This window comes from Janthinobacterium rivuli, from assembly GCF_009208735.1.
Classification (GTDB): Bacteria; Pseudomonadota; Gammaproteobacteria; order Burkholderiales; family Burkholderiaceae_D; genus Janthinobacterium.
Window position 1 is genome coordinate 133,869 of the sequence record NZ_WFLJ01000002.1, and the last position, 16,148, is coordinate 150,016.

The 16,148-nt window shown below is 66.0% G+C and carries 14 protein-coding genes and 1 pseudogene; 4 read left to right on the plus strand and 11 right to left on the minus strand.

The features are described 5' to 3' along the window. Positions 1-378 precede the first annotated feature (378 nt). The 4 genes from GCN78_RS03180 to GCN78_RS03195 are packed head-to-tail and all read left to right on the plus strand — an operon-like array spanning position 379 to position 3,462. Positions 379-1,125, plus strand: a complete 747-nt coding sequence (locus GCN78_RS03180; protein WP_152250386.1) for a DUF4198 domain-containing protein — start codon at positions 379-381, stop codon at positions 1,123-1,125. A 2-nt stretch (positions 1,126-1,127) separates the two neighbouring features. Further along, the gene (locus tag GCN78_RS03185; protein WP_152250387.1) at positions 1,128-1,475 is read left to right on the plus strand and encodes a DUF3649 domain-containing protein; all 348 of its coding nucleotides are present in this window, start codon (positions 1,128-1,130) and stop codon (positions 1,473-1,475) included. Beyond that, positions 1,472-3,094 carry a PepSY-associated TM helix domain-containing protein gene (locus tag GCN78_RS03190; RefSeq protein ID WP_152250388.1) on the plus strand — a complete coding sequence of 541 codons (1,623 nt, stop codon included), beginning with the start codon at positions 1,472-1,474 and terminating at the stop codon, positions 3,092-3,094. Before GCN78_RS03185 ends, GCN78_RS03190 begins: the two co-directional genes overlap by 4 nt. Beyond that, on the plus strand, positions 3,091-3,462 hold the full coding sequence (locus tag GCN78_RS03195) for a DUF3325 domain-containing protein (protein WP_152250389.1): 372 nt from the start codon (positions 3,091-3,093) through the stop codon (positions 3,460-3,462). The genes GCN78_RS03190 and GCN78_RS03195 overlap by 4 nt, the downstream gene beginning before the upstream one ends. Here GCN78_RS03195 and GCN78_RS03200 read toward each other — a convergent pair. The 11 genes and pseudogenes from GCN78_RS03200 to GCN78_RS03250 all read right to left on the minus strand — a co-directional run bounded on the left by GCN78_RS03200 (position 3,449) and on the right by GCN78_RS03250 (position 16,122). Beyond that, on the minus strand, positions 3,449-5,257 hold the full coding sequence (locus GCN78_RS03200) for a putative bifunctional diguanylate cyclase/phosphodiesterase (protein WP_152250390.1): 1,809 nt from the start codon (positions 5,255-5,257) through the stop codon (positions 3,449-3,451). The genes GCN78_RS03195 and GCN78_RS03200 overlap by 14 nt on opposite strands. A gap of 169 nt (positions 5,258-5,426) precedes the next feature. After that, complete coding sequence (locus GCN78_RS03205; protein ID WP_152250391.1) at positions 5,427-7,055, minus strand: methyl-accepting chemotaxis protein; 1,629 nt, start codon at positions 7,053-7,055, stop codon at positions 5,427-5,429. Between the two features lie 226 nt (positions 7,056-7,281). Further along, positions 7,282-8,754: a xylulokinase gene (gene xylB, locus GCN78_RS03210; RefSeq protein WP_152250392.1), complete on the minus strand. Its 1,473-nt coding sequence runs from the start codon at positions 8,752-8,754 to the stop codon at positions 7,282-7,284. 17 nt (positions 8,755-8,771) lie between these two features. Next, entirely contained in the window at positions 8,772-9,662 is an 891-nt protein-coding gene (locus tag GCN78_RS03215; RefSeq protein ID WP_152250393.1) for an AraC family transcriptional regulator, read from the minus strand. A 63-nt stretch (positions 9,663-9,725) separates the two neighbouring features. Continuing rightward, a pseudogene (locus tag GCN78_RS03220) lies at positions 9,726-10,826 on the minus strand (ABC transporter ATP-binding protein); the annotation flags it as partial. 2 nt (positions 10,827-10,828) lie between these two features. Continuing rightward, the gene (locus GCN78_RS03225; protein ID WP_152250395.1) at positions 10,829-11,869 is read right to left on the minus strand and encodes an NAD(P)-dependent alcohol dehydrogenase; all 1,041 of its coding nucleotides are present in this window, start codon (positions 11,867-11,869) and stop codon (positions 10,829-10,831) included. Between the two features lie 11 nt (positions 11,870-11,880). Continuing rightward, on the minus strand, positions 11,881-12,708 hold the full coding sequence (locus GCN78_RS03230) for a carbohydrate ABC transporter permease (protein ID WP_152250396.1): 828 nt from the start codon (positions 12,706-12,708) through the stop codon (positions 11,881-11,883). Further along, the gene (locus GCN78_RS03235; RefSeq protein WP_152250397.1) at positions 12,696-13,586 is read right to left on the minus strand and encodes a carbohydrate ABC transporter permease; all 891 of its coding nucleotides are present in this window, start codon (positions 13,584-13,586) and stop codon (positions 12,696-12,698) included. Before GCN78_RS03235 ends, GCN78_RS03230 begins: the two co-directional genes overlap by 13 nt. An 82-nt stretch (positions 13,587-13,668) precedes the next feature. Continuing rightward, the gene (locus GCN78_RS03240) at positions 13,669-14,940 is read right to left on the minus strand and encodes an ABC transporter substrate-binding protein (RefSeq protein ID WP_152250398.1); all 1,272 of its coding nucleotides are present in this window, start codon (positions 14,938-14,940) and stop codon (positions 13,669-13,671) included. A gap of 136 nt (positions 14,941-15,076) precedes the next feature. After that, the gene (locus tag GCN78_RS03245; protein WP_226939435.1) at positions 15,077-15,607 is read right to left on the minus strand and encodes a GNAT family N-acetyltransferase; all 531 of its coding nucleotides are present in this window, start codon (positions 15,605-15,607) and stop codon (positions 15,077-15,079) included. Further along, positions 15,604-16,122, minus strand: a complete 519-nt coding sequence (locus GCN78_RS03250) for a GNAT family N-acetyltransferase (RefSeq protein WP_152250399.1) — start codon at positions 16,120-16,122, stop codon at positions 15,604-15,606. The genes GCN78_RS03245 and GCN78_RS03250 overlap by 4 nt, the downstream gene beginning before the upstream one ends. Between the last annotated feature and the right edge of the window lie 26 nt (positions 16,123-16,148).

Below are 16,148 nucleotides of genomic sequence, written 5' to 3' on the forward strand. Positions count from 1 at the left end.
AGCGGCAAAGCGTTGTACGGCTGCCACGGTACGGTAAACCGCTTAAGCCGGTTGCAGCAATGCCACCGCACTCTTGCATGTCTCGCAACCCCGCACTATAATAAGAATAGTTCTCATTCACATTTGGATTCCATGCGGAATCCGCATCCCGCATGTCCCGCCTGCCATCGACCGGCCAGGACGGCATGGCTGGTGCGCAGCTGAATGACACGCTGCGCCAGCCAGGCATCCCCGCCAAGCAAGCCTTCCCCTGTCAATAACGAAAAAGGTCGTTTCATGGCGCAAGCATGTTCGCTGGCCGGCCCTGGCGCCGCCACTTTCCGGTAACTTGCACCGCTGCGATAACCACGTTTCTCACCACAAACTAAGGCATACACCATGCACCTCACTTCCATCGCGCGCCTCGGCGCCCTCGCCGCCGCCCTGCTGGGCGCGACCCTCGCCTGCGGCAGCGCCAGCGCGCACCAGATCTGGCTGCAGCAGGACGGCAAGGCCGCCAGCGTGTACTTCGGCGAATTCGGCGACAACCTGCGCGAAGCGTCGCCCGGCCTGCTCGACAAGTTCAGCATCAGGAACGTGACGTGGATATCGGCCAAGGGCGCGCAGCCGCTGCAGGCAAGCAAGACAGCCGGCGCGTTCATCCTGAATGGCAAGGCGGGCGCCGGCGAAAGCATCATCGTCGAGGAAGACAACTACCCGTCGTGGGAAGAGAAGAAGGATGGCAAGAGCACGCGCACCGTGTGGATTCCCGCCGCGCGCCTGGTCGCCGACGGCAAGGCGCAGGCGCCCGCGCTGACCCTGGACCTGGTACCGACCGGTCAACCGGGCCAGTTCCAGGTCAGCTACCAGGGCAAGCCGCTGGCGCAAGCCAAGGTCAACGCTGTGGTGCAATCGGGCTGGGGCAAGGAAGCGTGGAGCGATGCGCAAGGCCTGGTCAGCTTCCCGCTGCCATGGAAGGGCACCTATGTGCTGGAAGTGCAGCACACGGACAAGACGGCCGGCCAGCGCGGCACGCAAGCGTATGACAAGGCCATGTTCGTGACCACCCTGAGCCTGGTGCAGCCGCACGGCGTGACGCCGCTGCCGGCCGGCCCGGCCCAGCCACCGAGCAAGGATCACGACTGACCATGCAAGCGCCAGCCACCAACGAAACGATTGAAAAACCTGCGCGCCTGCGCCTGTCCGCCGGCGCCGTGTACCGCCTCGGCGTGGCGTCGCGCAGCGTGGCGGCCATCGTCGGCGGCTACGTGCTGGCCGCGCTGCTCACCATGCTGCTGTCGGTGAGCTTGCCCATGGCCCGTGCCGAAGCCGTCATGACAGCCACCCTGCTGTCGTTTGCCATCTACACCTGCGCCGTGATGTGGGTCTTCGCCACGCGCAGCGCCCTGCGCGCCTGGCTGGGTCTCCTGATTCCGGCCGCCGTCATCGCCGCCATCCTGCAGTGGATGGATGCACTATCCTGGAGTCTCGCATGAAAGAAGGTTTCCGCCAGTCGATGGCATGGCTGCACACCTGGTCCGGCCTGCTCGTCTGCTGGATCTTGCTGCTGGTGTTTTGCGCCGGCACGGCCAGCTACTACCGCAATGAAATCACCTTGTGGATGCAGCCCGAATTGCATGGCGCCGCCGCCAGCCAGGTGAGCACCGAGGAAGCGGCCAAGGTGGCGCAGCAGGCGATGCAGGAACGCGCCCAAGGCGCCACGCGCTGGTTCATCAGCCTGCCCGGCGAGCGCAGTCCCGCCACGCAACTGGGCTGGAGCAAGCCATCGCAACCGGGTGAAAAGAAACGCGGACGGCGCGGCAATTTTCATAGCGAAAAAGCCGATCCGGCCACGGGCGAGGTGCTGTCCAAGCCGCGCGAGACGCGCGGCGGCGAATTCCTCTACCGCCTGCACTTCGACCTGCACTACATGTCGGCCATCTGGGCCCGCTGGATCGTGGGTTTCTGCGCCATGTTCATGTTCGTTGCCATCATCAGCGGCATCGTCACGCACAAGCGCATCTTCAAGGACCTGTTTACCTTCCGGCCGAAAAAGGGCCAGCGCTCGTGGCTCGACGCGCACAACGTGACGGCCGTGCTGGCCCTGCCCTATCACATCATGATCACCTACACGGGACTGGTCACCCTGATGTTCCTGTACATGCCGTCCGGCGCCACGGCCGCCTACAAGGGCGATCAGGACGCCTTCTTCGCCGAAGCGTTTCCCGGCCGTTCGGGCGACAGCAAGCCGGCCGGCGTGGCCGCGCCCCTGACGCCGTTCGCGCCCCTCGTGCGCCAGGCGGAACAGCACTGGGGCGGCAAGGTCGAGCGCATCTCCGTGAACCACCCGGGCGACGCCAACGCCACCATTTCGCTGACGCGCGCCGGGGGACGCGACATGTCGTCGAAGCAGCCGTCGATGGAGTTCGATGGCGTGTCCGGCAAGTTGCTGGCCACCGATGGCGACACGCAGCCCGGCGCGGCCGCCACGCACGGCGTGATGGTTGGCCTGCACGTCGCGCATTTCGGCGGACCGCTGCTGCGCGCCCTGTTCTTCCTGTCAGGCCTGGCCGGCTGCGCCATGGTCGCCACGGGCGCCCTGCTGTGGGCCGTCAAGACGCGCCAGAAGCAGGCCAAGGCGCTGGCCGCCGGCAAGCGCGCCAGCTTCGGCCTGCGCCTGGTGGAAGCGCTCAACATCGGCGCCATCGCCGGCATGCCGATCGCCTTCGGCGCCTACTTCTGGGCCAACCGCCTGCTGCCGGTGGCGATGGAAGAGCGCTCGAAGGAGGAAATCGCCTGCTTCTTCGGCGCCTGGGCCCTGGCCGCCATCATCGCCCAGCTGCGCCCCTCGCGCGCCATGTGGCGCATGCAGCTGGCCGCCGGCGCCTTCCTGCTGGCGTCGCTGCCCGTGCTGAACGTCTTCACCACCAGTTCGCACCTGGGCGTGACCCTGTTCCTGGGCCGCGGCCCCGTGGCGGTGGCCGCCTTCGACCTGGTGGTACTGGTGCTGGGCCTGGGCCTCGCGTATGCGGCGTTCAAGCTGAAACCGCTGCCCATGAAGGCGGCCAAAACCACACCCGCCGCCAAGCCGGCAACGACGATGGAGGCCGCATGATGGAGCTGTTAGCCAACTTCCTCGTCTTAGCCCTGTGCTACGCGGGCCTGTCGTCGCTGTGCCTGGCGATGGACCGCCACTACGCCGACCTGCACGGACGCGGCGCCGAGCCGCCCGCGTCGCTGCGCCGCCGCCTGCAGTGGGCTGGCTGGCTGGCGCTGGCGGCCGGCCTGGCCTGGGCCATGCACATCGCCGGCGGCGGCTATGGCCTCGTCTACTGGGTCGGCAGCCTGACGGGCTGCGGCTTGCTGCTGATCTGGCTGCTGCCGTATGCGCCGCACCAGGCCATGCGCCTGGCGCGCGTTACCGGCGGCGCTGCCGTGCTGGCTGCCGTGCTGCTGGCGGCGCTGTCCGTCAGGCCGGGCTAGGCGACTTGAGCAGCGCCTCGATGCCCTCGGGCGCCATGGCGCGGCCGAGAAAATAGCCAAACGCCTCGTCGCAGCCCATCTCGGCCAGCAGTTCCAGCTGCTCGCCGCTTTCCACGCCGCCGGCGATGGTGCGCAGTCCGAGCGTGCGCGCCATCGCCACGATGGCGCGCACCATAGCGCCGTCGTTGCCTGGCTTGCCCACGTCGTCGACGAAGCACTTTTCGATCTTCACGGCATCCGTGGGAAAGCGTTTCAGGTAATTGAGCGAAGCGTCGCCCGTGCCGAAATCGCTGATGGCGATCGCCATGCCCAGCTGGCGGAACTGGCGCAATATCAGCTCGCAGTTCTGGTTGCGGTCGATCAGGATGCCGGCGGCGATTTCCAGCTCGATGCAATGCCCGGGCACGCCGGCCGCCTCCAGCGCGGCGGCGACATTGCGCGCGATATCGCGCTGGTAGAACTGGCGTGCCGACAGGCTGACGGACACGGTCAGCATCTGCCCCTGCGCGATCCAGCTGCGCGCCTGTTCCACCGCCGTGGCCATCACCCAGGCCCCCACCGGCAGGATCAGGGCGCTTTCCTCCAGCACCGGCAAGAAGTCGAGCGGCATCATCAGGCCCAGTTCCGGGTGCTTCCAGCGCAGCAGCGCCTTCACGCCCGTGATCGTGCGCGTCTTCAAGTCCATGCGCGGCTGGTAGAACAGGGCGAACTCGTCGCGTTCGAGCGCGTGGCGCAGGGCCGTCTCGAGGATGGTGCGCGAATACGATTGCGTCTGCATGCGCGGCGCGTAGCGCAAACAGGTGCCCGGCGCGTGGCGCTTGGCCGCGTACATGGCCAGGTCGGCCTTCTCGATCAGCGCATTGACGTCGTCGTCGTCGTCCGGGTACAGGGCCACGCCCACGCTGGCCGCCACCGACAGGCTGTATTCGCCGATGACGAAGGGCGCGGCGATGGCGCCGACGATTTTCTCGGCCACCCGCTCCGCATCGTGCGCCGTGCGCAATTCCGTCAGCAGGATGATGAACTCGTCGCCGCCCTGGCGCGCCACCGTGTCGACCTTGCGCACGCACTGCTGCACCCGGCGCGCGAACTCCGTCAGCACCTGGTCGCCCACGTCGTGCCCCAGGCTGTCGTTGATGGATTTGAAGCGGTCGATGTCGACGAACAGCACCGCCAGCAACGCCTGGTGGCGGCGCGCATAGGCGATGCCGTGCTCGAAGCGGATCTGGAAATGCAGGCGGTTCGGCAACCCCGTCAAGCCGTCGTGGTGGGCGATGAATTCCAGTTGCTGCTCGGCGCGCCGGCGCGCCGACACATCGTGCAGCAGCAGCACCGCGCCGCCCTGCGCCAGCGGCGCGCAGCTGTATTGCACGTCGATGCGTTTGCCATCGAGATGGCGCAGCAGCACGGCGCCGCGCACCACCTCCAGCACTTCCTGCCGCGCCACGCAATCGCGCACCTGGCGCGCCGCATCGACGGGCGTACCGTCATGGAACAGCGGCAGCAGCTGCGTCACGGGCTGGCCCAGTCCATCGTCGCCCAGCCGTCCGCCCATGGCGCTGGCGCGGGGATTCAGGTAGCGCACCACGCCGTCGTGGTCCGTGCCGATCACGGCCGCCGGCAAGGCATGCAGCAGCGCCAGCGCATCGGCCATGCGCCGCGCCTGCGCCGCCTGCAGCACCACGCCCGTCGCATGGCGCAGGCGCCACGTGCGCGCCGCCTGCCACTGGCAGGCCAGCAGCACGCTCAGCATCACGGCCAGGGTCAGGCACAGGGCCAGCAGCAGCGCCGTCATGCGTCACCCGGCAGGCAAGAGATGGAAGACATGCTTTTCCTTTGCAACGCGCGCCATGCGGCCGGGCGCAGAACCATGCGGAAAGGAAATAGTATAAGAATTTCGGCGCGATAGTTGCCTGATGGGGCGCCGCTTGACTGGCGTCAAGCGGCACGGCGGCACGCCCGCGTCAGGCCAGCGACAGCTTCCGCGCCGGGGCGCCGCCCGCCGGTACGGCCACGCCGGGCGTCCCGTGCAGCTTGAAGATGCTGACGGCGTCGGCCAGGCTGGCCGCCTGCTGCTGCAGCGCATCCGCGGCGGCGGCGGCCTGCTCCACCAGCGCCGCGTTCTGCTGCGTCACGCCATCCATCTGGCTGATGGCGATGCTGATCTGCTCGATGCCGTCGCGCTGCTCCACGCTGGCCACGGCGATCTCGCCGATGATGGCGTTGACGCGCTGCACGCTGCTCACCACGTCATCCATCGTGCGCCCCGCCTGGCCGGCCAGCACGCTGCCCTCTTCCACCGTGCGCACGGATTCGCCGATCAGTTGCTTGATTTCCATGGCCGCCGCTGCCGAGCGGTGCGCCAGGCTGCGCACTTCCGTCGCCACGACGGCGAAACCGCGTCCCTGCTCGCCCGCGCGCGCCGCTTCCACGGCCGCATTCAGGGCCAGGATATTCGTCTGGAAAGCGATGCCGTCGATGACGGCGATGATGTCGACGATGCGCTTCGACGAGGCATTGATATGGCTCATGGTCTGCACCACCTGCGCCACGGCCTCGCCACCGCGCTGCGCCACGTCGGACGCGCCGCCGGCCAGCTGGCGCGCCTGGTCGGCGTTGTCGTTATTCTGCCGCACGGTGGACGTCAGCTCGATCATCGAGGCGGCCGTCTCTTCCAGTGAGCTGGCCTGCTCTTCCGTGCGCGAAGACAGGTCCATATTGCCGCTGGCAATTTCGCTCGACGCCGTGGCGATGGCGTCCGTGCCGGCGCGCACGCGGCCCACGATGGCGGCCAGGTTGCCGCTCATCGCCTTCAAGGCGCGCAGCAGGTCGCCGATTTCATCGCGGCTGCCGTCGGCCACGACGGCGCGCAAGTCGCCCGCCGCCACCTGCTGGGCGATGCCGACGGCCGCGCCCAGCGGCACGGTGATGCTGCGGATCAGCCACCACACGGTGACGCTGCCGATGACCAGGGTCACCAGCACGGTGGCCAGCATGGCGATGCTGGCGCTGCGGTGCGCAGCCGCATCCTGCTCCTTCATCTGCGCCATCAGACTGTGCGACTGCTTGCCGATGACGGCGACGATGGCGTCGATCTGGCGCGTCGGCTCGCGGTCCATGCCCTTGACCAGCGCATCGACGGTCTGGGCGCTGTCGGCGCGCGCGCCGTCATACTTTTGCAAAGCCGCCAGGTAGCTCACGCCCAGCGCGTCGTGCGCCTGCAGCGCCTGCTCCACGGGCGCCGTGTCGAGTTTTAATGCGCCCATCATCGCCTGCAGGCTTTTCAATTCCTTGCGCGTCTGCGCGCCACTGGTGACGAAGGCCTCGCGGTAGCGCTGGAAGGCGGCCGCATCGCCGCCGCGCAGCAGGATGTTTTTCCATTCCTGCACCTGGATCTTGAATTCCACCTGCGCGCTGCGCGCCGCGTCCACCGCTTCCGTCAGGGCCACGGAGCGCTGCATGGCGTCCGCGCTGCGCGCGCTGGCCGCGTCGAGCGCGCTCCAGCCGCGCACGCCAACGAACACCAGCGCAAGAAAGAAGAAGGCGCCCAACAGACCCAGGCGGACGGAGATTTTCAGATTCGCAAGTTGCATGTGTTTCTCCCGACGGCAAGAACAGGATGGCAACAAAGGCGCCGCCGAATCTATCCAATTCTCACCAAATAAGGAAATCATGCGGCGCGCCCCGTGAAAAACCAAGCGGCGCTTTCGCTAAAGAAACACTTTCAACATAGAAACAACAAATTACACGGGAAGGTTGACTGTCTGGCCATATTGCCGCGCCCGCAGGATGGTCAGGCGGGCAATCTTGCCAGCGGCCTCAGCGCGCCGCGGCCGCTCCCGCGAACTCCGCGCGCAGCAGCGGATACAGCCGCCGGTAGCGCGCCAGGCGCTCGTCGAGCACGGCGCACGCCTGCGGCGCCACCGTTTCCTGCACGGCCGGGCGCGTGCACACCTGCGCGGGCGGCAAGCCCGTCACCGCCATCTGCGCCAGGCGCGCCGCGCCCAGGGTGCCGCCGGCCACGCCGTGGTCGTGGCGCAGCACGTTCAGACCGGAGGCATTCGCGCACAGCTGGGCCCAGAAACGGCTGCGCGAACCGCCGCCCACGAACGACGCCTCTTCCAGTCGCGTGCCAGCGCTGCGCAGAGCCGCATTGCCGTCGGCCATGGCAAAGGCCACGCCTTCCATCACGCTGTAGGCCAGTTCCGCGCGCCCATGTTCCGTCGACAGGCCGAAAAACACGCCGCGCGCGGACGCATCGTTGTGCGGCGTGCGTTCGCCGCTCAAATACGGCAGGAAGACGGGTGCCGAGCGCGCCTCGACGCGTTCGGCCAGGTTCACCAGTTCGCCGATGTCGGACGACTGCGTCAGCCGCGCCACCCAGCTGAGGCTGGACGCGGCGCTGAGGATCACGCTCATCTGGTGCCAGCGCTCGGGCAGGCAATGGCAAAACGCGTGCACGCCCTGGCCCGGATTCGGCGCGAAGCCGTCGCTGCCGGCGAACAGCACGCCGGACGTGCCCAGCGACAGCAAGCCGGCGCCCGGCTCCACCACGCCCAGGCCCACGGCGGCGGCCGCGTTGTCGCCCGCGCCGCCGGCCAGCAGCACCGTGTGCGCGATGCCCCATTCCTGGCACAGCGAGGATCGCACCTGCGCGGCGCTAGCGCTGCCTTCGACCAGACGCGGCATGTGCTCGCGCGAGAGGCCGGTGGCGGCCAGCATGCGCTCGGACCAGTCGCGTTTGGCCACGTCCAGCCACAGGGTGCCGGAAGCGTCGGACATGTCGGACACATACTCGCCCGTCAGGCGCAGGGCCACGTAATCCTTGGGCAGCAAGACCTTGGCCGTGGCGCGGAACAGCGGCGGCTCGTATTTTTGCAGCCACAGCAGCTTGGGCGCCGTGAAGCCGGGCATGGCCTGGTTGCCCGTGATGGCGCGCGACTCGGGCACCAGCGCTTCCAGTTCCACGCATTCGGCAAACGCGCGCGTGTCGTTCCACAGGATGGCGGCGCGCAGCACGTGCTGCTGCTTGTCGAGCAGGGTGGCGCCATGCATCTGGCCCGACAGCGCGATGCCGCGCAAGCCGGAAAACGCCACCGGCTGCGCGGCGCGGATGGCGGCGATGACGTCCAGGGTGGCATGCCACCAGTCCTCGGGATTCTGTTCCGACCAGCCGGGATGGGGACTGGAGACGCGCAGGGTCACGCCGGCGCTGGCCAGGATGGCCTGGGCGTCATCGGTGAGGATGGCCTTGACTTCGGAAGTGCCGATATCGATACCGAGATAAGTCATTTGATTCCAAAAGAAAGTTAAGAATGGCCGTCGCCGGACGGCTCGGGCATGTTCATCAGCAGGCAGGAGCGGAATTTCGACGGCGACATCTGCTTGTGCGCCAAAAACTGGCGGTTGAAATTGGAGAGGTTGTTGAATCCCGTGCGGTAGCAGATGTCGGTGACCTTCATGTCCGTGTTCATCAGCAGCTCGCAAGCCAGCGCGATGCGCTCCTGGTTGACGTATTGAATGAACGAGGTGCCCGTGTGCTTGCGGAAGAAACGCGTGAATTTCAGGGTGTTCATCTCCGCCACGTCGGCCACGTCCTGCTCGCAGAAATCGAGCGTGATGTTCTGCTTGATATAGGCCAGCACCAGGTTGATGGTCGAGGACATGTAGCGCCCCGCCTGCGCCAGGTAGGTGACGCTGGCCAGCGGGCGCCGCTCGCGGCAGTCGCACAGCTCGCCGAACAGGCGCGTAAACAGCTCGACCCGGCGCAAGCCCTGCGCCGTCGTCAACTCCTTCATCAGCGGCACCAGGCGCAGGCCCAGCGCATCGGGAAATTGCAAGCCCCTGCCCGCCTCGGCCAGCAGCGCTTTCAGTGGCGCCATTTCCGGGAACAGCAGCGCGCAACGTTCGATGAAGTCGCTGGAAAACTGCAGCACCAGGTCGCGCTCGGGCAGGACCACGCCTTCCGGCAGTTCGCTGACCCAGTTGTGCGGCAGGTTCGGCCCCGTCAGGATCAGATTGCCCGCTCCGTAACTGCCGATATGGTCGCCGATGAAGAATTTGCCGCTCGACGTGATGATGAAGTGCAGTTCGTACTCGGGATGAAAATGCCATTTTGCCACGGTGTGCGGAAAGCCGTGCGCCCACGCGCGAAACGATTCATGGATCGGTTTGTGGATCAGTTCCAGGTCAGGCGTCACGGCAGTTCCCTTGCACGGTCTCGGTCCCCTATTTTAACGACTTCAGCCCGCGGCCACCGCCAGCCCGCTGTCGGCGTCGAACAGATGCATGTGTTCCTCGTCGAAAGCCAGCGCCAGGGTCTGCCCTACCTGCGCCGCGCTGTTGGCCGCATTCGCCGGCAGCAGGGCCGACAAGGTCAAGGCGCCGCACTGAAAGCTGATCAGCGCTTCGGCGCCCAGCAGCTCGACCAGGTCGATCGCGCACGCCAGGCCATGCGTGCCCGCCGGCTCCTGCGTTCGTGCCTGCGCTGGCGCCGCGCGCAAGTGATTCGGGCGCAGGCCGAAGACCACGCGCATGCCCGCCGGCAGCGCGGCGAAGCGGGGCGAAATCAATGGCCAGCGGTAGCCGGCGCACACGAGCACCGTTTGCCCGCCTTCCTTTTCGACGACGCCATCGATGAAGTTCATGGCCGGCGTGCCGATGAAGCCTGCCGCGAACAGCGTGCGCGGATGGTTGTACAGGTCCGCCGGCGTGCCGATCTGCTCGATATGTCCGCCCTTCATCAGCACCACGCGGTCGGCCAGGGTCATCGCTTCCAGCTGGTCGTGCGTGACGTACAGGGTGGTGGTGCGCAGGCGCCGGTGCAAGCGCTTGATGTCGGCGCGCAGCTGCGCGCGCAGCTTGGCGTCGAGGTTCGACAGCGGCTCGTCGAACAGAAACACTTGCGGCGTCTTGATCATGGCGCGCGCAATCGCCGTGCGCTGCTGCTGGCCGCCCGACATGGCGCGCGGCTTGCGATCGAGCAGGCTGTCCAGGCTGAGGATGGCCGCCACCTCGCGCACGCGGCGCTCGATCTCGTCGTTCGGCACTTTCAGGCGGCGCAGGCCGAAGGCGATATTGTCGTACACCGTCATGTGCGGATACAGCGCGTAGTTCTGGAACACCATCGCCACGTTGCGCGCGCGGGGCGGCAAATCGTTGACGACGGCGCCGCCGATCAGCAGCTCGCCGCCGCTGATGTCTTCCAGGCCCGCGATCATGCGCAGCAGGGTCGACTTGCCGCAGCCCGATGGCCCCAGCAGGACGATGAATTCGCCGTCATCGATGTCCAGGTCGAACGGCTGCAGCACGGCCGTCTTCTCGTCATACGTCTTGTGCAGCTGCCTGCAGGCGATATTTGCCATGATCAGTCTCCCGCCAGTTCGATTTGGATCTTGACGTCGCGCGGATGGCCCAGGGCCGCTTCCTCGAACGCCTGCACGCCGTCGGCAAAGCCGAAGGTGCGCGAAATGAAGGGTTTCACGTCGATCTTGCCCGAGGCCAGCAAGGCGATGGCGCGCGGGAAGATGTTCGCGTAGCGGAAGACGGATTCAATGCGCACTTCCTTGGCCTGGATGGCGACGATATCCAAAGGCACCTTATCCGGCGGCATGCCGACCAGCACCAGGCAGCCGTTCGGGCAGAGCAGATCGGTGATGTTGTCGTAGGCGCGCATGCTGCCGCTCGCTTCGAAGACGATGTCGGCGCCCCAGCCATCGGTGGCCTCGCGCACCGTGTCGGCAAGGCTGGCCTGACGCACGTCGACCGTGGTCACGGCGGGATTATCGGCGAACAGGGCCAGCTTTTCCGGCACCAGGTCGGCCAGGATCACGCGCGAGCAGCCGCCCGCCAGCGCGGCCAGCGCATTCATGGCGCCGATGGTGCCGGCGCCGATGACCACCGCCACGTCGCCCGGCTTGATGGCCGCCTTCTTCGCCGCCTGCAAGCCGATGGCCAGCGGCTCGACGATGGCGCCTTCGCCGAAGCTGACGCTGTCGGGCAGCTTGAAGGTGAACGCGGCCGGATGCACGACGTACGGCGTGAGGCAGCCGTGGATGGGCGGCGTGGCCCAGAAGCGCACGGCCGGATCTAGGTTGTACAGGCCGCGCATGGTGGCGGGCGAATCGAACTGCGGCACGCCCGGCTCCATGCAGACCCGGTCGCCCACTTTCAGGTGCGTGACTTCCGCGCCCACTTCCGCCACCACGCCGGAGGCCTCGTGGCCGAGCACCATCGGCGCTTCGACGGCAAAGGGGCCGATCCTGCCATGTTTGAAGTAGTGCACGTCGCTGCCGCAGATGCCCACGGTATGAATCTTGATCTTCACGTCGCGCGGGCCGACGGCGAGCGGCACGTCGATGTCGCGCAGGGTGATGGAATGCGCGTGTTCCAGTACGAGTGCTTGCATGATTGGAGTCCTTATTTATGTTTGAGCATGGAGTTGAGCAGCCGTCCCAGGATGCCGACGAACAGCAGCGGCGGCAGCGCCAGCAGCACGGTGGAAGCGTTCACCACGCCCCACGGCACTTCCTGGCCCATCGACGTGAAGGCCGACGCCACCACGGGCAGAGTCATGCTCTTCGAGGAGGTGAGCGCCAGCGCGATCATCAGTTCATTCCAGACCAGCACGAAGCTGAAGACGATGCCGCCCATCAGGGTCTTCGAGGCCACGGGCAGAGCCACGTGCCAGAACACCTGGTAGGGACCGTAGCCGTCCAGCGCGGCCGCTTCCTCGATCTCCTTCGGGATGCGCGCAAAGGCGGGAATCGACAGCCAGATGATGGTCGACAGGGTCACCAGCAGATACGTCACCACCATCGACAGGCGCGAGTCGTACAGGCCCAGGTCGATCCAGATCGAGATCAATGGAATGGCCACGGCGACGGGCGGCAAAAAGCGCAGCGACAGCAGAAAGAACTGGATATCCTTCTTGGCCGGGATCGGATAGCGGGCGATCGCATACGCGGCCGGCACGCCCAGCACGGCGCCCAGCAGGACGGCCACGCCGACGATGGCCACGCTGTTGCCCAGGCCCGTCAGCACTTCCGGGCTGGCCAGCACCTGCTGGTAGTTGGCCAGGGTCGGGCTGAAGAAAAAGCGCGGCACGGGCGTGACGATGTCCATCAGCTCCTTGAAGGAATTGAGCACGGCCCACAGGATGGGGAACAGCGCCACCAGCACGATGAGGGTCGTGATGGCGGTGGTGGTGACGGCGCCGAGGCCGCGCGTAACAGTCAGTTTTCCCATTTGGCGACCCGCTTCCAGAGCAATGTAAAAATAATTGTCGTGGCCAGCATCATCAGCACGGCCATGCTGGACGCGTACGACACCTTGCCCATCAGGCCGATGCCTTGCGCATACGCATACATGTCCAGCGTTTCGGTGGAGATGCCGGGGCCGCCCTTGGTCATCACGTAGATCAGGTCGAACGAGCGCAGCGACTCGACCATCTTGATGAACACGAGGCTCATGATGGGCACCTTCAGCATGGGCAGCGCGATATACGCATACACCTGCAAGGTACTGGCGTAGTCGAGGCGCGCCGCTTCCAGCGGTTCGGCGGGCAGGGTTTCCAGCAGCTTCAGGATGACGGCGCCGAAGAACAGGCCCCACTGCCAGATGTCGACCAGCGCCACCGCGTACAGGGCCGTGGCGGGGTCGGACAGCAAGGCCGTGCCGCCCAGGCCCACGCATTCAAGCAGCCAGTTCAAAATGCCCATCAACGGCGAATACATGAATTTCCAGATGAAGGCGGCCGACACGCGCGGCAGCAGCACGGGCACGATCAGCAGCAGCGCGATGACGTCACGGGTGCGTCCCTTGACTTTCTCGAATAGGAACACGGCCAGCAGCACGCCGACGAGCAGCGAGCCGGCCACGGTGACCACTTCCCAGATGGCCGATACTTGCACGGCATTGACGAAGCGGCGGTCGCCGAACAGGCGGAGAAAATTGGCAAAGCCGACGTAGTCGCTGTCGCTGTAGCGCAGCACGCGGTTTTGCAGCGCCAGGTTGATGGCGGCGATGCTGGGCACCAGGCCCAGTATCAGCAGAATCAGCAGCGGCAGCGTCAGGAAGACGGCCGGCAGCCAGGTGTGGCGTTTTTTACGGATGGAGTGCGGCATAGAAGTACACTTTCGCAACGGACTTTCAGGCACAGGGAAGCGGGCCGCCACCATCGCGGGCGGCGGCTGAACGGCAAGCGGACTACTTTCTCCTGTTGGCCCGCTGCATCACTTCCGTCGCATACTCATTCGCTTCGTCGAGCGCGCTCTGCACGTCGCCGCGCGTACCCGTAAACACCTCTTCCAGCACCACGCCCAGGTTGTCGCCGATGTCCGGCCATTCGGGGCTGGGCCAGATGGTGACGCGCGAGACGGGCGTGGTGTCCGTCAGGCCCGCCTGGATCTGCGGCTTGACGTGCTTGCGGAAGTAGTCGCTGGCGATGGTGCTGCTGCGGTTGTAGTCGCTGAAGACGTTGTCCTTCAGGCGCGCCTGTTCCTGTTCCTTGCCCGTCGCCCAGGCGATGAACTTGCCGGCCGCCTGGCGCGTGCATTCATCTTTCGCGCCCGTGGCGGAGATGGCCAGGCCATGGCCGTAGGCGGCCGATGCCAGCGGCGCGGGCGGGCGCACATAGCCGACCTTGTCGACCACCGAGGATTTTTTCGGGTCTTCCATCCAGTCGGCGAACGGTGTCGACTCGATCATGAAGGCCACCTTGCCGGACCTGAATGCTTCGAGCGCATTGCTCCAGTCGTAGGTGGCGCCGCCGGGCGGCGAATACTTGAACAGGTCGCGGTACAGGGTCGTCGCCTTGACGGCCTGCGGCGAATTGAAGGTCGGTACGCCATCCTTTTCCCACTTGCCGCCGGCGGCCAGCATGAACGGCGACCAGCGCCACACATTCATGCCCGAGCCGCGCTGCCCGCGCGCCGCCCAGCCATACACGTTCGGCGGACTATTGAGCTTCTTGACGGCGGCAACCAGTTCGTCGAGCGTCTTCGGCACGGCGATGCCGGCCTTTTCCAGCAGGTCGCGGCGATAGAACAGGAAGTCGCTGCCGCCGATCAGTGGCGCGAAATACGCCACGCCCTTGTACGAGGCAACGGCGCGGCGGCCCGGCAGGAAGTCGTCATAGTCGGCGTCCTTGGGCAGGTATTTGAGCAGGGGAACGACCCAGCCGGCCGTGGCAAATTCGGCCACGTTGGCTTCGTCGATGTAGTAGATCTGATAGGAACCGGCCTTGGTGGAAGCGTCAAGGCGGGCCTTGGAGCGGCGGTCGTTTTCGCCGAAATAGCTGATTTGTACCTTGGTGCCGTTTTTCTTTTCATACTCGGCCAGGGTCTTTTCCATCACGGTCAGGCCCAGGCTTTTCTGCGCCAGCACCTTGAGCACGGGCACCGAGCAGCTTTGCGCCGAGGCGTCGGCAAACCCGGCGGACATGAGGGCGCCCCATGCAACAGCAGTCATGATTTTCATAACACGTCTCCATTTTTATAGTCCGGCGGTTTTCCACCGGTGAATCCACTATAAAAACAAAGACGGCGCATCACCACTACAAAAGGCGCCGGTTTCTAAATACTTTTTTTCACTTCGCTGATACGGATTTTCCGTCTCAGTCCTGGCGAAAATCCTTGCGGTAGATATTCGTCTCCCTGCCCTCCGGCGGCAGGCGCGAGAAACGCTCGAAGCGCAGCCCAAGTTTGTTGAGCAGATTGATCGACGCCTGGTTCTGCTGCGAGGTGATGCCGTACAGGGTGCGCAGGCGCAGTACCTGCTGCGCGTGCCGCACGACGGCGGCCGCCGCCTCGTAGGCATAGCCCTGGCCCCAGTAAGCGGGTCGTACGGCATAGCCGATATCGGGGCCGGGCAGGCTGTCGCGGCGCACCAGGCCAGCCATGCCGACCATCGCGCCATCGCTGCGGCGTTCGACGATGTACAGGGAATAGCCATGCTCGCGGAACTGCGCCATCGGTCCCGTTTCCAGCGCGGCGCGGGCCGCCTCCAGGGTGTGGATATTGCGCTGGCCGATGTTGGCGATCCACGACGGGTCGTTGACCAGTTCCATGTAGAACGCCGCATCGTCCAGGGTGGCGGTGCGCAGACGCAGACGGGGCGTCTCGCAGACGGTGATGGCGCCGCTCATGCCGGCCACTGCATCGGGTCGGTCAGCAGCTGGTACATCACGTAGGCGTCGACATAACCAAGCTGCGCGTGATGGTAGGCCAGCGGCAGGGTGGCGACGACCGTGAAGCCCAGCTTTTTCCACAGGGTGACGGCGGCCAGGTTGGTGCTGACGACGAAGTTGAACTGCATCGCCAGGTAGCCCGCGCGGCGCGCCTCCTCCATGCAGTGCACGCCCAGCAGGCGGCCCACGCCCACGCCCTGCGCGGCCGGGTCGACCATGAACGAGGCATTGGCCACGTGCGATCCATGGCCCGGCTGGTTCGCCACCAGCTTGTACATGCCCAGCAGGCGCTCGCTGCCCATCACGGCGACAAAGCTTTGCACGCCGGGGCCGAACCAGTAGGCGTGACACGCTTCGCGCGTGGTATCGGCGGGGAAGGTATAGGTGTCGCCAGCGGCCACCAGGACCTGGAAGATGGCCCACATGGCGTCGAAGTCGGCTTCGTTGGCCGGGCGGATGTCAATTTCTTTCAAGGTGCTGCTCCCGATAACAAGTGATG

What these genes read in the sequence shown, in the direction of transcription:
- GCN78_RS03180 (WP_152250386.1), top strand. Translation starts at nt 379, where the DNA reads ATGCACCTCACTTCCATCGCGCGCCTCGGCGCCCTCGCCGCCGCCCTG.
- GCN78_RS03185 (WP_152250387.1), top strand. Translation starts at nt 1,128, where the DNA reads ATGCAAGCGCCAGCCACCAACGAAACGATTGAAAAACCTGCGCGCCTG.
- GCN78_RS03190 (WP_152250388.1), top strand. Translation starts at nt 1,472, where the DNA reads ATGAAAGAAGGTTTCCGCCAGTCGATGGCATGGCTGCACACCTGGTCC.
- GCN78_RS03195 (WP_152250389.1), top strand. Translation starts at nt 3,091, where the DNA reads ATGATGGAGCTGTTAGCCAACTTCCTCGTCTTAGCCCTGTGCTACGCG.
- GCN78_RS03200 (WP_152250390.1), bottom strand. Translation starts at nt 5,257, where the DNA reads ATGACGGCGCTGCTGCTGGCCCTGTGCCTGACCCTGGCCGTGATGCTG.
- GCN78_RS03205 (WP_152250391.1), bottom strand. Translation starts at nt 7,055, where the DNA reads ATGCAACTTGCGAATCTGAAAATCTCCGTCCGCCTGGGTCTGTTGGGC.
- xylB (WP_152250392.1), bottom strand. Translation starts at nt 8,754, where the DNA reads ATGACTTATCTCGGTATCGATATCGGCACTTCCGAAGTCAAGGCCATC.
- GCN78_RS03225 (WP_152250395.1), bottom strand. Translation starts at nt 11,869, where the DNA reads ATGCAAGCACTCGTACTGGAACACGCGCATTCCATCACCCTGCGCGAC.
- GCN78_RS03230 (WP_152250396.1), bottom strand. Translation starts at nt 12,708, where the DNA reads ATGGGAAAACTGACTGTTACGCGCGGCCTCGGCGCCGTCACCACCACC.
- GCN78_RS03235 (WP_152250397.1), bottom strand. Translation starts at nt 13,586, where the DNA reads ATGCCGCACTCCATCCGTAAAAAACGCCACACCTGGCTGCCGGCCGTC.
- GCN78_RS03240 (WP_152250398.1), bottom strand. Translation starts at nt 14,940, where the DNA reads ATGAAAATCATGACTGCTGTTGCATGGGGCGCCCTCATGTCCGCCGGG.
- GCN78_RS03245 (WP_226939435.1), bottom strand. Translation starts at nt 15,607, where the DNA reads ATGAGCGGCGCCATCACCGTCTGCGAGACGCCCCGTCTGCGTCTGCGC.